At 43.7% G+C, this 13,282-nt stretch carries 13 protein-coding genes and 1 tRNA gene; 9 read left to right on the forward strand and 5 right to left on the reverse strand.

The genetic code is table 11. The features are described from left to right. Positions 1-6 precede the first annotated feature (6 nt). Positions 7-1,197 (reverse strand): class I SAM-dependent methyltransferase, encoded by a 1,191-nt coding sequence (locus tag ACRRS1_RS05590; RefSeq protein ID WP_432454130.1) that lies wholly within the window; start codon positions 1,195-1,197, stop codon positions 7-9. A 133-nt stretch (positions 1,198-1,330) separates the two neighbouring features. After that, the gene (locus ACRRS1_RS05595; protein ID WP_432454129.1) at positions 1,331-1,963 is read right to left on the reverse strand and encodes a glutathione S-transferase family protein; all 633 of its coding nucleotides are present in this window, start codon (positions 1,961-1,963) and stop codon (positions 1,331-1,333) included. A gap of 264 nt (positions 1,964-2,227) precedes the next feature. Between ACRRS1_RS05595 and ACRRS1_RS05600 the strand changes: the two genes are divergently transcribed. Further along, the gene (locus ACRRS1_RS05600) at positions 2,228-3,166 is read left to right on the forward strand and encodes a cation diffusion facilitator family transporter (protein ID WP_432454128.1); all 939 of its coding nucleotides are present in this window, start codon (positions 2,228-2,230) and stop codon (positions 3,164-3,166) included. 116 nt (positions 3,167-3,282) lie between these two features. On the opposite strand, the gene ACRRS1_RS05605 is transcribed toward ACRRS1_RS05600, so the two are convergent. Continuing rightward, positions 3,283-4,716 (reverse strand): peptidoglycan DD-metalloendopeptidase family protein, encoded by a 1,434-nt coding sequence (locus tag ACRRS1_RS05605; RefSeq protein WP_432454127.1) that lies wholly within the window; start codon positions 4,714-4,716, stop codon positions 3,283-3,285. A gap of 81 nt (positions 4,717-4,797) precedes the next feature. Further along, on the reverse strand, positions 4,798-5,247 hold the full coding sequence (locus ACRRS1_RS05610) for a Fur family transcriptional regulator (RefSeq protein WP_432454126.1): 450 nt from the start codon (positions 5,245-5,247) through the stop codon (positions 4,798-4,800). A 361-nt stretch (positions 5,248-5,608) separates the two neighbouring features. Between ACRRS1_RS05610 and ACRRS1_RS05615 the strand changes: the two genes are divergently transcribed. The 4 genes from ACRRS1_RS05615 to ACRRS1_RS05630 all read left to right on the forward strand — a co-directional run bounded on the left by ACRRS1_RS05615 (position 5,609) and on the right by ACRRS1_RS05630 (position 9,227). Next, a complete protein-coding gene (locus tag ACRRS1_RS05615; RefSeq protein ID WP_432454125.1) occupies positions 5,609-7,489 on the forward strand; it encodes a sensor domain-containing diguanylate cyclase in 1,881 nt (626 codons plus the stop codon). A gap of 167 nt (positions 7,490-7,656) precedes the next feature. Continuing rightward, positions 7,657-8,193, forward strand: a complete 537-nt coding sequence (locus tag ACRRS1_RS05620) for a GrpB family protein (RefSeq protein ID WP_432458865.1) — start codon at positions 7,657-7,659, stop codon at positions 8,191-8,193. Positions 8,194-8,286: 93 nt separating this feature from the next. Further along, on the forward strand, positions 8,287-8,895 hold the full coding sequence (locus ACRRS1_RS05625) for a MarC family protein (RefSeq protein WP_432454123.1): 609 nt from the start codon (positions 8,287-8,289) through the stop codon (positions 8,893-8,895). A 256-nt stretch (positions 8,896-9,151) separates the two neighbouring features. After that, positions 9,152-9,227, forward strand: a tRNA-Phe gene (locus ACRRS1_RS05630). Between the two features lie 62 nt (positions 9,228-9,289). Here the strand turns inward: ACRRS1_RS05630 and ACRRS1_RS05635 are convergent. Then, positions 9,290-9,853, reverse strand: coding sequence for a helix-turn-helix domain-containing protein (locus ACRRS1_RS05635; RefSeq protein WP_432454122.1), 564 nt, complete (start codon positions 9,851-9,853; stop codon positions 9,290-9,292). A 152-nt stretch (positions 9,854-10,005) separates the two neighbouring features. Here ACRRS1_RS05635 and ACRRS1_RS05640 point away from each other — a divergent pair, with 152 nt between their 5' ends. The 4 genes from ACRRS1_RS05640 to bfr (ACRRS1_RS05655) all read left to right on the forward strand — a co-directional run bounded on the left by ACRRS1_RS05640 (position 10,006) and on the right by bfr (ACRRS1_RS05655) (position 13,193). Further along, entirely contained in the window at positions 10,006-11,193 is a 1,188-nt protein-coding gene (locus ACRRS1_RS05640; protein WP_432454121.1) for a benzoate/H(+) symporter BenE family transporter, read from the forward strand. 133 nt (positions 11,194-11,326) lie between these two features. After that, a complete protein-coding gene (mtgA, locus tag ACRRS1_RS05645) occupies positions 11,327-12,019 on the forward strand; it encodes a monofunctional biosynthetic peptidoglycan transglycosylase (RefSeq protein WP_432468226.1) in 693 nt (230 codons plus the stop codon). A gap of 227 nt (positions 12,020-12,246) precedes the next feature. Next, a complete protein-coding gene (gene bfr / locus ACRRS1_RS05650; RefSeq protein WP_432454119.1) occupies positions 12,247-12,726 on the forward strand; it encodes a bacterioferritin in 480 nt (159 codons plus the stop codon). Continuing rightward, positions 12,726-13,193, forward strand: a complete 468-nt coding sequence (bfr, locus tag ACRRS1_RS05655) for a bacterioferritin (RefSeq protein WP_432454118.1) — start codon at positions 12,726-12,728, stop codon at positions 13,191-13,193. The genes bfr (ACRRS1_RS05650) and bfr (ACRRS1_RS05655) overlap by 1 nt, the downstream gene beginning before the upstream one ends. The last annotated feature ends 89 nt before the right edge of the window (positions 13,194-13,282 follow it).

Raw genomic sequence — 13,282 nt, forward strand, 5'->3', positions numbered from 1 at the left:
CCGCTGTTATTTGACTCGGCATAAGAAGCCTTTGAGGTAATGGCCTTCGGGGTAGGGGCCACCCACAGGATGGTCTTCAGCCTGTTCCAGACTCTTTAAAAACTGCAGCTCACGTTTGGCATCAATGGCTGCATCGGCAACAATCTTTTGAAAGAGACTGCTTGGCATGAGTCCTGAGCAGGAATAAGTGAGTAACAGGCCGCCTGGGCGAAGCATTTGCATGGCCAGCATATTAATATCTTTATAACCTCTACTGGCGCGGTTTAAACTCGCCTTGCTGTCGACAAATTTTGGTGGATCAAGCACGATCATATCAAATTGTTCATTGCAATCTCGGTATACCCGTAACTGCTTGAAAACGTCAGCGTTGAGTTGGGTGATTTTGCTCGGGTCTAGATTGTTTAACTGGACATTTTGGGCGGCTATTTCAAGGGCTGCGTCGGAGACATCGACGTTGATGACCTTTTTGGCGCCGCCAGCTAGGGCGTAGGTGCCAAAGCCACCTGTGTAACAGAAGCAATTTAGCATTTTCTTATCTTTGGCCAGTTGACCCACTAACTTGCGATTATTGCGTTGGTCGAGGTAGTAACCGGTTTTATGGCCAGTTTCGATATTAATCAGTAGGCGTAAACCATTCTCTTCAATCTCCATCGGCTGAGCGGGAAGCTCGCCATGGAGTAAACCTTGTACCGGTTCTAAACCTTCTTTTTTACGCACATCGACATCTGAGCGCTCGTATATTGCATCGTTGGGAAAGCATTGCTTGAGTGCTTCAATTAAGTTAGCTCGTTGAAATTCGGCACCAGCGCTTAATAGCTGAATCACTAATACATTGGCGTAGCGGTCGATAGTAATGCCGGGAAGGCCATCATTTTCGCCAGCCACTAAACGATAAGCATTGGTGGCGCTAAATTGGCTCAGAATGTCTCGAGCCGCTGCGGCATCTTGCAAGCGCTTAACAAAGAAAGCTTTATCGATGAGCTGAGTTTGCTGGAAACTCCATACTCGGGCGCGGATCTGGGATTCAGGAGAATAAGCGGCAGTGGCTAAATATTTTCCCTCAGCGCTGTAAATTTCCACGGTTTCACCGGATAAAGGCTTACCTGAAACTTTATGAATACCGTTGGAAAAAATCCAAGGGTGGCGACGTAACAAAGCCTTGTCACGTTTTGCTTTAAGAGTAATGATACCGCTCATGATGTATATCCTAGTCTGTAATGCCGCGCATTATAGTCGTCATCTTAGGCATCACCAAGTAGAGTCTGGCTTTATTCGTTAAGCAAGCGGCGAGATGGTCAATTGTCGGTACTGCCGCAAGCAATTCTGCAGCTTAAAGGTGACTCATCGCTTTGCCATTGATTTCTTTTTCCAAACCTCGGTTTAAGGCGGGTCGTTGGCTGACTCGCTTGCGGTAGGCCATTAATTTAGTCGGTAAGGTTTGTTGGAAGCTCATTGCCCAGTTGAGCGTATGACAAAGTAGAATATCAGCCACACTAAATTGCTCCCCTAATAGATAGTCTTGTTCGGGAAGCCATTGCTCGGCAATGGCGGCGGCTTTTGCAAACTCCCAAGTTGCCACTTCTACCATTTCTGGAATACGTTGCGCTTCTGGCAGGGCAAAGCGATGTTTACCAATGCTCCATAGGCCTTGCTCTAATTCACTGATAATGAAACTTAGCCAGCGATGGTGGAGAGCGGCGGCGGCAGTCGCTGGTTGTGGCAACAGCTGCGGACCATATTTTTCAGCAAGATAGAGGCATATTGCTGCCGATTCACTGATGACAAGCTGATCGTCTTTTAGGGCGGGTACTTTGCCACAGGGATTAATTGCGAGATACTCTTCGCCATGATGCTCGCCCGCTTGAAAATCAATGTAGTGGTAGTGCCATTCGAGGTTTAATTCTTCGAGCAGCCAAGACACACGTAGTGAGCGAGAGCGTGGGGTTCCATATAAGGTGATCATCAAGCTATCCTTTTTACAAGTAATCTGTTGGTCGCTATAGCATAGGGGGTAGTGACAGCAAGCGCTATGCTTAAACGGTTTTATTGTTGCTTAAAACAAATACTTAGTCAGCACGATGTGATGAACGATCGACTTGAATCCTTAAAAGGTAAATACGAATTATTTTCAATAACTTAGCTGTGTTTTTATCGCCAGCTTCGACTCGTTTTTATCGATTGAACTGGGTACAATAACGCCTTACTCTTGGTCATTATCGGATAGGTTATGCAACAGCAAGTGCTGAACACGGTTCGCAAAGCAACATGGATAGGCTCAATTGCTAACGTATTTTTAGCGGTATTGAAAATTGGTGTGGGTAAGTTAACTGGTAGCCAAGCCTTGGTGGCTGATGGTGTGCACAGTTTTTCTGATTTGGTCACTGATGCTGCTATTTTACTCGGCTCGCGGTATTGGGCGGCACCAGCCGACAAAGAACACCCCTATGGCCATGGTCGTTTCGAAACGCTCACCAATATTTTTATTGGTGGCTTGTTGGTGGTTGTGGGCTTAGGGATCGCTTGGGATTCAATTAACTCCTTTAATGCTGAGGCGAATCCCAATCCTGGGGTGTTAGCTTTGTGGGCTGCTATCTTGTCAATCGTGGTGAAAGAAGCGTTGTATCGTTGGACTGTGATTCAGGCAAAGAAAGTTAATAGCCGGGCTTTACATGCCAATGCTTGGCATCATCGTAGTGATGCCCTGAGCTCGATGCCTGTTGCAGTCGCTGTGGTGGCGAACTATTTCTTCCCCTATCTCTCCTATTTGGATCAAATAGCGGCTTTGTTGGTGACGGCTATGATTTTAAAAGCTGCTTGGGAAATTGTCTGGCCAGCGATTCAAGAGATCAGTGAAAAACAAGCCGATGAAGATTTAGAACAACGGATTCAACATCACGCCAGCTTAAATGTAGATATTCAAGAAGTGCATGAAATTCGCAACCGTCGAGTGGGAAGCGCTATTCTAGTGGATTTTCACTTGTTGGTTGATCCGCTGATGAGCGTCGAAAAGGCGCATGATATTAGTGAAGAGTTTAAAGAACACTTGATGAAAGAGTTAGATGAGGTGGTTGATGTTATTGTTCATATCGAGCCTTACAACTGTGCGGAGCGGATCATCAATCCTTGTTGTGATGAATGCGCGAGTGACAACTTGGTTTCATCTTAGGCTTCGCCGCTGAGCCATCATGTCGAGTCAGCGTGTATTTTTCAAGCTGACTCGATGTTCTTCGCCGATAAAAAAACGGACTATCTCGTCCGTTTTTTTATCGGGTATATCGTGCATTACCCTGCTTGGATCAGTTGGTTCATTTGATTGACTAACTGTTTAAAGGCTGGACGCTCTTGTTTGTCGATGGATGAAGCCAATGGAATTTTTGCGGTCATTGGATTGACTGCTCGACCGTTTATATGGAATTCATAGTGTAGGTGAGGACCCGTTGTGCGTCCGGTATTTCCGGACTCGGCAATCACTTGACCTCGGGTCACCCGTTGGCCTTTTTTCACCTTAAATTTGTTGAGGTGCAAATAGCGTGAACGATACTTACCGCCGTGTTGGATGACGATGTATTTTCCCGCATAGGGGTGATTTTCGACTCGCATCACCACGCCATCCCCAGCGGCCAGCACAGGGGTGCCAATGGCCACCGAAAAGTCGGTCCCATTATGAGGCGAAATTCTGCCGGTTACTGGATGTTTGCGGCGTGGATTAAATGGCGAACTAACGCGTTGATTATGTTTGAGTGGCACCCGCATAAAAGCCCGAGCAAGGCTTTCGCCTGCTTGGTCGTAATAGTTACCATTGTTAAATAAATAAGCACTATATTGTTTTCCACGATTAAAGATCCGTACCGCACTAATTTCACTTTGGCCAGTGAGAGCATCATCGATAAACTGGCGATTTCTTACCACTTGAAACACATCCCCGGCTCTAAAGTCTCTTTCAAAGCGGATCTTATCTTGAAACATCTGTGCAACTTGCTCGATTTCGCTAGGCGTTAGTCCTACTTTGCGAGCTGATAAATAAAAGCTACCTTGAATCGTGCCTGTAATTGCCTGTTTTTGCCATTGACCATCAATACTAATCGTTTGGTACTCAAAGTTAGTCGCATCGACTCGGGTAAATATAATTTGTTGTGCTGGGTTAAAGGCTAAACGCAAGGACTGTAGCTGTTGGGTGTCATGGTCGATGGTAAAGGTGAGTTTATGCCCTGGGCTTAAGGTATCCAATGCCAGTACCGAAACATCAGCTTCAAGCACTTGGTACATAGTCGTTTGATCTATTTTGAAACGGTTAAAGATCTTGCCTAAGGTATCACCTTCTTTAATGGTATAGCTGTAACTCTGAATGCCGCCAACTTCGGCTGATTTAGTCTGTTGCTGGGGTGCTTTACCTTCCGAGAGTGAGCTCGTTTGGGTATCGGTTGTTGTATCTGTTGGCTTAAATTGTTCGGCGCTGGGTTCTGAACGGGCATCTTGTTTTAGTAAACTAATCGCATCACGCGAGTTGTGAGATAAGGTAAATACAGGACCCTGATGCTCACTGCTAAACTCATTTTCTGGCAACTCAATGAGTTGGCGAGATTGGCTGGTGAGTGGTTGAGTATTTGGCCAAATGCTGGCGATGGTTATCACCGCGCCACAAGCAAGGATAAGCTGCCAGTGTTTACTGGGCAGTCTGCTTGGTCGACGAAAAATGGGGGCTTTGTTGTTAAACATGAAATCTATTACCTGTTACATGCTGTTTTGATACAGCTGTTGTTATTATTCGAGTCAAGTGAGTGGATGTGAGCAAAGCAATCATAAGGTTGCCTTTTGTTGGCAGTGAAGACATAAACCATGAAATTCGTAGCTTTGTGGATGCAAGTGAAAGCCTTGCTGGTCGGCAAAGTGCTGGAGTTCACTTCTTAGAGAGCTCGATAAACTCGGTTGAGCTACTTGCTGGCAATTACTACAAATTAATAATGGTTTGGGACTAAATGGTGCGAGTTGTTGGCTCACCAGATAGCGGCTGCTTGACTCGATATGCTGGATAAAGTGATGTTGAAGCAAAAACTCGAGTGCTCGATAAACCGTGGGCGGTTTAGCTTTGGGTTGTAGCTGTTGTAGCTCAGCCAAAATATCGTAGGCACTGAGTGGATTTTTACTGCGATGTAATATCGCCAATACGACAGAACGGTTGGGGGTGAAGTTAAGCTTAAGCTGTTTACAGTAGTCACTGACATGTTGTAAATAATTTGCTGTAGACATCACTGAACCATTCAAGGGAAAGTATCAGTTGTACCCAAGTCGGGGCTAACTGTAAAAATTGAACGTTACATTATAACAATGAGGCTTTTTTGGCAAGCCATCAGGCGCTTTCAAAAGCAGTCGCCTGATTTTTTATTCGATATGTTATTTATTTGGGTGCGGGTTGTTAGTCTATTGAGTGTTTTGGCTAAAATGAATTGAACTTAAGTTCATGAGCTTCTTTCCGGTAAGCTTGATGGGTTCAAGTTTACGGCTAAAAGCTAAATTGATAAATACCACAAATAAATCACCTATAAATGTTAGCTGAGTGTTTTTAAGGTATACAATTAGTATCTGGTAAGGGAATTTAAGGCGCTCGTCGATGCTCTTGAAAAAAACCAGCTTAAAATTTGGTATCATGCGACTGATGAGCCGGAAAATTTATCTATTTTTTACGTTTTGCTTTTTATTTTTCGGTATTTTGGTTGCGTTATTTACGTCCTTAGTTAATTACCGTATGCAAGTGGTCAATATTGATAATGCACTTGCGCTTGGCTTTAAAAATGAGAAAGCTTCTAAAACTCATGTGTTAGAAGAGTTCTTAGCAGGGTTTGATGCGAGTTTGTCATCGATTGCTTCCAATCCTATCACCCAAAGATATATGGTTGAGCAAAGTGTGGTAAATATGACTGCACTTGAAGAATTTCTCCTGGGGATTATCGCTTCCAAACCAATATTCATGCAGCTCCGCTTGCTTGATCATAATGGGGTGGAAGTCGTTCGCCTCAATCAAGATGACCTTGGCAAGATCTCTTTCACTCCTCATTCTCAATTACAAAACAAATCACAGCGATACTATTTTCAAGAAGTCAGCAAGCTTAGCCAGAATCAACACTGGCATTCTAGAGTGGACTTAAACATGGAAAATGAGCAAGTTGAATTACCCTATCGTCCAACGATACGAGCAGCGACACCGCTCTATCAAGAAGGGGAGTTTTTTGGAATGCTTATTATCAATGTTGATTTTTCTGAGGTATTACAAACGTTGACAAATTCTAGTGAGTTTACAATTTTTGTTGTAGACAAAGAGGGGGAAATTCTCTATCACCCAAATGCAGCGCTTGCTTGGAGTGCCTATATTCCAGGGCGAAAGTCATTTGATGAACTTTATTCAACATTTAATAACGGCATATATGAAATGAATATTGAAGCCATTATTAATAATAATGAAGGCTTAAAACTCGTTATGCTTCCTCAACAATCCTTACTCGATGCGATGCATAGTAACAATCGATATACGGCTTTAGTCATCGCAGGGATTGTGTTGCTTATTTCTTTTCCGCTGTCTTGGCTGGTGGCTCTATTTCCTGCTCGTTTACAAAAACGCTTGTCTCAAACATTGGAAGCCTTGTTGCGTTCTGATCAGCTGTTGGATAAGCATGTGATTACCAGCCACACCGATGTGGAAGGCATCATTACAAAGGTGAGTGAACGGATGTGTTGTATCTCTGAGTACAGTAAGGAGGAATTGCTTGGGAAGACTCACAGTATGTTGAAGCATCCCGCGGTGAGTTCTCAAGTACATACAGAGTTATGGGGAACGATAACCAAAGGTGAGGAGTGGCATGGCGAGCTTCGTGATTGTAAAAAAACTGGTGAAGAATATTGGCTGAATAGTAAGATTATGCCTGAGTACGATGAGGACCAGAAATTAATTGGTTATGCCCAAGTCGCCCAAGATATTACGTCTGAAAAAGTACTGGAGCGTTTATCGGTCACTGACCCACTGACTCAGCTTTTTAATCGACACAAATTGAATCAAGTGTTAGTTAAGGAGCTGGAGCGTTTTTATCGATACGACGAAGTATTTTCGGTGGTAATCATTGACCTCGACCATTTTAAGTCGATCAATGATACCTGGGGACATCAGGCAGGAGATGAAACTTTGGTGAAAGTGTCACAAAGGCTGAAAATGGTGACTAGAAAGGTTGATTATGTTGGTCGATGGGGGGGAGAAGAATTTTTAGTCATTAGCCCTTCGACCAAGCTTGATGGTGCTAAAATATTGGCTGAGAAGTTAAGAGTTGCTATTGAGGAACTTGATTTTTCTCATCAATACAAAGTGACTGCAAGCATGGGGGTTGCGGCATCACAAGAAAGCCAATCTGCAGAACAATTGGTGGCGAGCGCAGATAAGGCGCTTTATCAAGCAAAATCCTCTGGGCGAAATCGAGTGATAGTTGCTTCTATAGAAAATAGTTAGCGCTAAACCTGTCACCCGATAACTATTGTTGTCGCGAGGCTTGATGGCTCAATTTAGTTCTTAGACTGTATCTGTAAAGTATTGGCGAATACACTTCTGTTGTGGCTTCTGTGCACTCTTGTTTTGAATCAGGAACTTGTGCATAGTGGTGCATTTGACTTCCCAATATGTTTGATAAGTTCACCGCGATGAATATTTTAAAGTATGAAAAAATTAAAGCTGAATTTAAGCCTTGGACAGAAACTTACTTATTGATTGCCGAGTCACTGATTAGTTTGATACGCACTGAGCAGTTAGACGTAATACATATTGGTTCTACATCAGCGAAGGTCGGTGGAAAAGGAATCATCGATCTTTCCGTTCTTTATCCGGTTGGCAAATTAAGCATTGCTGTTGAACACCTGAAATTACTCGGTTTTCAAGACCAGGTCAGTGCTAAGCCATTTCCAGTTGAGCGTCCTCGGAAGGATGGGGCCGTAGTCTATAAAGGCCACAAATACTTTGTTCATGTACATGTAATTGAAGATGGCTCAGAGGAGCATCACAAGCAGCTAAAATACAAACAATATATGCTTGCTAATCCATTAGCGCGATATGAGTATGAACAGTCAAAACAGGCGATTATTGCTACCGGAATCTCTGAACAAGAGGCTTATGGTAAATTGAAATCACCGTTTGTGAAGTCGGTTTTACAGCATTTATAAGTTTTTACCAATCGATGGACTGGCCCACGATTCAAATTCCCTGATTTAGCAACTGTTCACCACCCAAGAGCCATCTGCTTAGGAGAAAGGATTATGCAAGAGTTTATCGCGACGTTTATTTTCTTTTTTGCTGTAATCGACCCGATCGGGACCGTACCGGTTTTTATTTCGGTGACCAGCCCTTATGCAGAACAAGATAAACGAAAAATCGCTATAAGGGCCATTTTTATCTCTGCACTGATTTTGCTGTTTTTTGTGGTTGCGGGGGAAATCATTCTCACGGCGATTGAAATTCCTCTACCTGCGTTTCAAGTTGCTGGTGGGATTGTGCTTTTCTTATTCGCGCTTTCAATGATATTTGGAGAGAGTAAACCAGAAGAAGAACTTAAACTGGTTAATAAAATTACTGAAACTGCAGTTTTTCCTCTCGCGGTCCCTTCAATCGCAAGCCCTGGAGCAATGCTCGCTGCTGTATTGTTAACCGAAAACAGCCGCTATAATTTCTTTGAACAAGTTCAAACAGCGACCAGTATGTTGTGTGTATTACTGGTCGCTTTGTTATTGATGCTTGCGGCAAGCCCGATCCATCGTTTGATTGGAAATAGTGGCGCGAGCATTGTTAGTCGTGTAATGGGCCTCATATTAGCATCTGTTGCGGTCACCAATATTTTGTCTGGAATTAAGCTCTATTTCTCATTATAAATAACTCGAGGGTTAAGTGAGTCGGGGCCGTTAGCAAGCGACTATTGCGAGAGTAAAGCACTACGTGTAAATCTTTGGCAGTATGATTTGGTCATTAGATATCAGCTTCCTTGGTAGAACTGACGCAAACCTGTTTCATCTCGCTGGGGAAAATTGCTGATTTTTTGCTAGCTTTGTTCGCTTTGTAGGCACTCAGCACCAATTTGAGAAAAAGCGGTTGACTTGTTTATGCTAAAAACGTTTAATAGCCGCCGTTGCCCGGATAGCTCAGTCGGTAGAGCAGAGGATTGAAAATCCTCGTGTCGGTGGTTCGATTCCGCCTCCGGGCACCACCTTTTAAAAAGCCTGCTTTTAGCAGGCTTTTTTCGTTTGAGAGCCTCGCTTTAAAGTAGTCTTAGCTCTGCGAGTAATGGATTAAATTGTGGAATACCGCTGGCTGTGGATTCAAATTGCGATAGCCGTGTTCTTTATCACCAGCAAAGCGCAGCGCTTGTCCCTCTGGTAGGGTTATCCATTGTCCCTCGACTAACACATCCATTTCCCCACGAATTACGATCAAATGCTCGCTGACGCCTGCTTCATGTGGCTCAGAAACTCGTTGATAACCAGGCAATAGTGTGAGTTCAAACATTTCAAAACCAAACCGTTGTTCAAAAGGAAATAAGGTCGCGACCAGCATATCGTCGGTTGCAGGTTGTTGGCGGAGTTGTTCTGCAATTCTTACGATAGTGCCCTGAGCTTCGTTTAAGTTGGGTTCTAAGAAGCTGGAGAGTGAGGTAGAAAATCCACTGGCGATTTTCCAGAGAGTCGCAACCGTAGGGCTAGACTCGCCCCGCTCAATCTGACCCAGCATCGCTTTACTGACGCCGGTTTTTTGAGCTGCCTGAGTTAAACTCCAATTTTTCTGTTGACGCTTGTGCTTGAGTACTTCCGCTAAATACTGATTGACGGCTTGCAAATTAGTCCCTTCATTAACGCAAATTTATTATTGTATGTTATAGCGCACAAATGTTAGGCTTGTCTATATTGTGCGTTATAACGCACAAATGTTAGGTTCGTCTATGTTGTATGTTATAACGCACAAAACTCATGTTTAGGGAGTGATATGAGATGAATGAAGTATTTAAGGTATCACGGATTTCTGCGGGATTTATCGCGGTGTTAGTTGGATATACCAGTTCGGCGGTGATTATTTTTCAAGCTGCTGCTGCGGTGGGGGCGAGTGAGCAGCAAATTAGTTCTTGGTTATGGGCTCTTGGCTTGGGGATGGGCTTAAGTAGCATTGGTTTATCTTTCTATTATAAGCAACCGATCCTTACTGCTTGGTCTACTCCGGGAGCCGCCTTACTGGTGACTAGTTTGTCTGGTTTGTCGATGCAACAAGCCGTTGGTGCATTCTTGTTTAGCTCTTTGTTGATTAGCCTATGTGGTATCAGTGGCTTGATTGATAAACTCATCCGTTGGATCCCTCAGTCTTTAGCTGCGGCCATGTTAGCCGGTGTCTTACTACCTTTTTGTTTACGATTATTCAGCGCTTTGCAAAGCCAAAACTTGTTGGTCGCAAGTATGCTTGTTTGTTATCTCATCGGTCGTCACTTGGTGGCTCGTTATGTGATGTTATTGACCTTAACAGCGGGTTGCCTGAGCGCTTATAGCCTAGGCTTACTTGAACTGGGTTCGGTGAGTTTTCAATTGGCAAGTCCACAATGGGTGACGCCCGAATTTTCAATGCAGGCACTTGTTGGTGTGGGGCTTCCTTTATTTATTGTCACTATGGCGTCGCAAAATATGCCGGGGATCGCAGCGCTGCATGGCAATGGTTATCGGCCTCCAGTTTCACCGTTGATTAGCTGGACGGGTTTCACTGGGTTATTGTTGGCACCTTTTGGCGGATTTGCCTTTAATCTAGCGGCGATTACGGCAGCTATTTGTATGGGAAAGGAAGCTGATGTTGATCCGAGTAAACGTTATTGGGCTTCTATATGGGCGGGTTGTTTTTATATTTTGATTGGTCTGATGGGCGCGACTGTGGTGAGTCTATTTTCGGCCTTTCCTCAAGCTTTAGTCGCTGCGATTGCTGGGCTCGCCTTATTAAGTACGGTGGCAAATAGTTTGCTTGCCGCGCTAGTGGATGTGCGTGGTCGAGAGGCCGCGATGATGACTTTTTTAGTCACTACTTCGGGGATTAATTTGTTGGGGATTGGCAGTGCGTTTTGGGGTTTAAGCCTTGGTTTATTGGTTCATTATTTAACCGAGTACTGGTCTAAAAGACAGCAAAGACCTAAACACAGCCACTAAATAAGGTGAAGGCATATAAGGGCTTTGCATAGATCCACTGCAGGGAGTGATATCTTGTCTAATGAATGAGTCCTTCATTTTGCGAGTAAATTTATCTAAAGTAGTTGTTTTAAGCTGATCGCTAAGGAATGTGATGCTAGGTCGCATTGGTGCAAAGCTCTTGGGCTTATTGTTGGTTCTAACAATGATGGTGGAGCTGATGGTTCTCGGTTTACGCTGGATTGATCCGCCGATATGGGCATGGCGGATCCATCGTAGTATTTATCCCCCCGTGAGTTACCCACAGAAAGTTGCTCATCAGTGGTCACCGATCAATCGTATCTCTCCTTATATGAGCTTAGCGGTGGTCGCAGCGGAAGATCAGCGTTTCCCGTTGCATTGGGGTTTAGACTTTGCCGCGATCTGGCAAGCTTATCAAGATAATCATCGGGGGCAGAGTCTACGTGGGGCGAGCACAATTACCCAGCAAACGGCTAAGAATTTATATTTATGGCCGACTCAGAGTTATTGGCGCAAGGCTATAGAAGCGGGACTGAGTCTATTACTGGAGGCCAATTTAAGTAAGACCAGGATCCTGGAGATTTATTTGAATATTGCTGAATTCGGCCCAGGGATCTATGGTGTCGAAGCCGCGAGTCAACAGTACTTTAAACGCTCTGCAGCCGATTTAACCGTGGAACAGTCGGCTAGCTTAGCGGCGCTTTTACCCAGCCCTTATCGTTATCACCTATGGCCAAGAACCGCTTATATAAACCAGCGAGTGAAGTGGATTAGTCAACAAATGCGGCAACTTGGCAGCCATTATCTACAGTTATCTTCAAATTGATGTCATTCCAGACTTTGGGTGCGAGGCCTTTGCGTTTTACCTCCAGTGCATGAAACGTTTTGGCCGTTTCACGGTGAACAAATATTGAACTATACGAATGCAATTACAAACAGCAATCATTCTTATTAATCGGCTGTAAGTTAATGAAATGTAAAAAATAATGTGCGAATTCTTGGTTCAAGGTATATACTCAATGGCTAATGAATATCTAAGTATGGAAGGCCTTTATGAAGTCAGATCCTAAGATAATTGCCTTGTTAAACAAGGTGCTAGTTTCGGAGCTAACCTCGATTAATCAGTATTTTTTGCATGCTCGAATGTACCGGAACTGGGGCTTCGAGTTGCTCAATCAGCGCAATTATAAGAAGTCTATTAAAGACATGAAGCAGGCGGATAAGTTGATGGAACGAATTTTGTTTCTCGAAGGCTTACCGCATGCACATATGTTGGGTAGCTTACGCATTGGCGAAGCCGTTGAAGAAATGCTGCAATGCGATATAGATTTTCAGCTGGAGCAGTTGCCGATCCTTAAAGATGCGATTAGCCAATGTGAGCTGGCGAAAGACTACGTAAGCCGTGATTTATTGGAAGAGATTTTGAATTTCGAAGAAGATCATATTGATTGGATCGAAACGCAACAATATCAAATTGAAAAGATGGGCCTCGAGAATTATTTGGCGGCGCAAATTAGCGAAGGAGACGACTAATGAAGGGTGATAGTGACGTAATTGATGCTCTAAATCGTTTATTAATGAATGAGCTGACTGCGATGGACCAATATTTTATTCATTCTAGGATGTATGAAGATTGGGGAATTAATAAACTGTTCGAACGCATTGACCACGAATATGATGATGAAAAAGGACATGCTTCTTTATTGATTCAACGTATTTTGTTTCTAGAGGGGACGCCTGATTTAAGTCAACGCGAACCATTACGAGTAGGGAAAGATGTCCCAAGCATGCTAGAAAACGACCTTAAAGTGGAATATGAAGTCGATGCGATGCTCAAAGAAACCATGGCCTTATGTGAGCTTAAAAAAGACTATGTGACGCGTAATATGCTACAAGCCCTGATCGATGATACCGAAATGGATCATGCTTATTGGTTGGAACAACAATTGGGTCTTATTAAGAAAATTGGCCTTGAAAATTATATTCAGAGTCAACTTTAAAAGCCCGCATCAGAACAAAAACGAAAGCCTAGCTTTCGTTTTTAACTTAAACTCAGAATCTCGAAAGCACGAAAATTTATCCTTCATTC

Source organism: Agarivorans sp. Z349TD_8, from assembly GCF_050870825.2.
Classification (GTDB): domain Bacteria; phylum Pseudomonadota; class Gammaproteobacteria; order Enterobacterales; family Celerinatantimonadaceae; genus Agarivorans.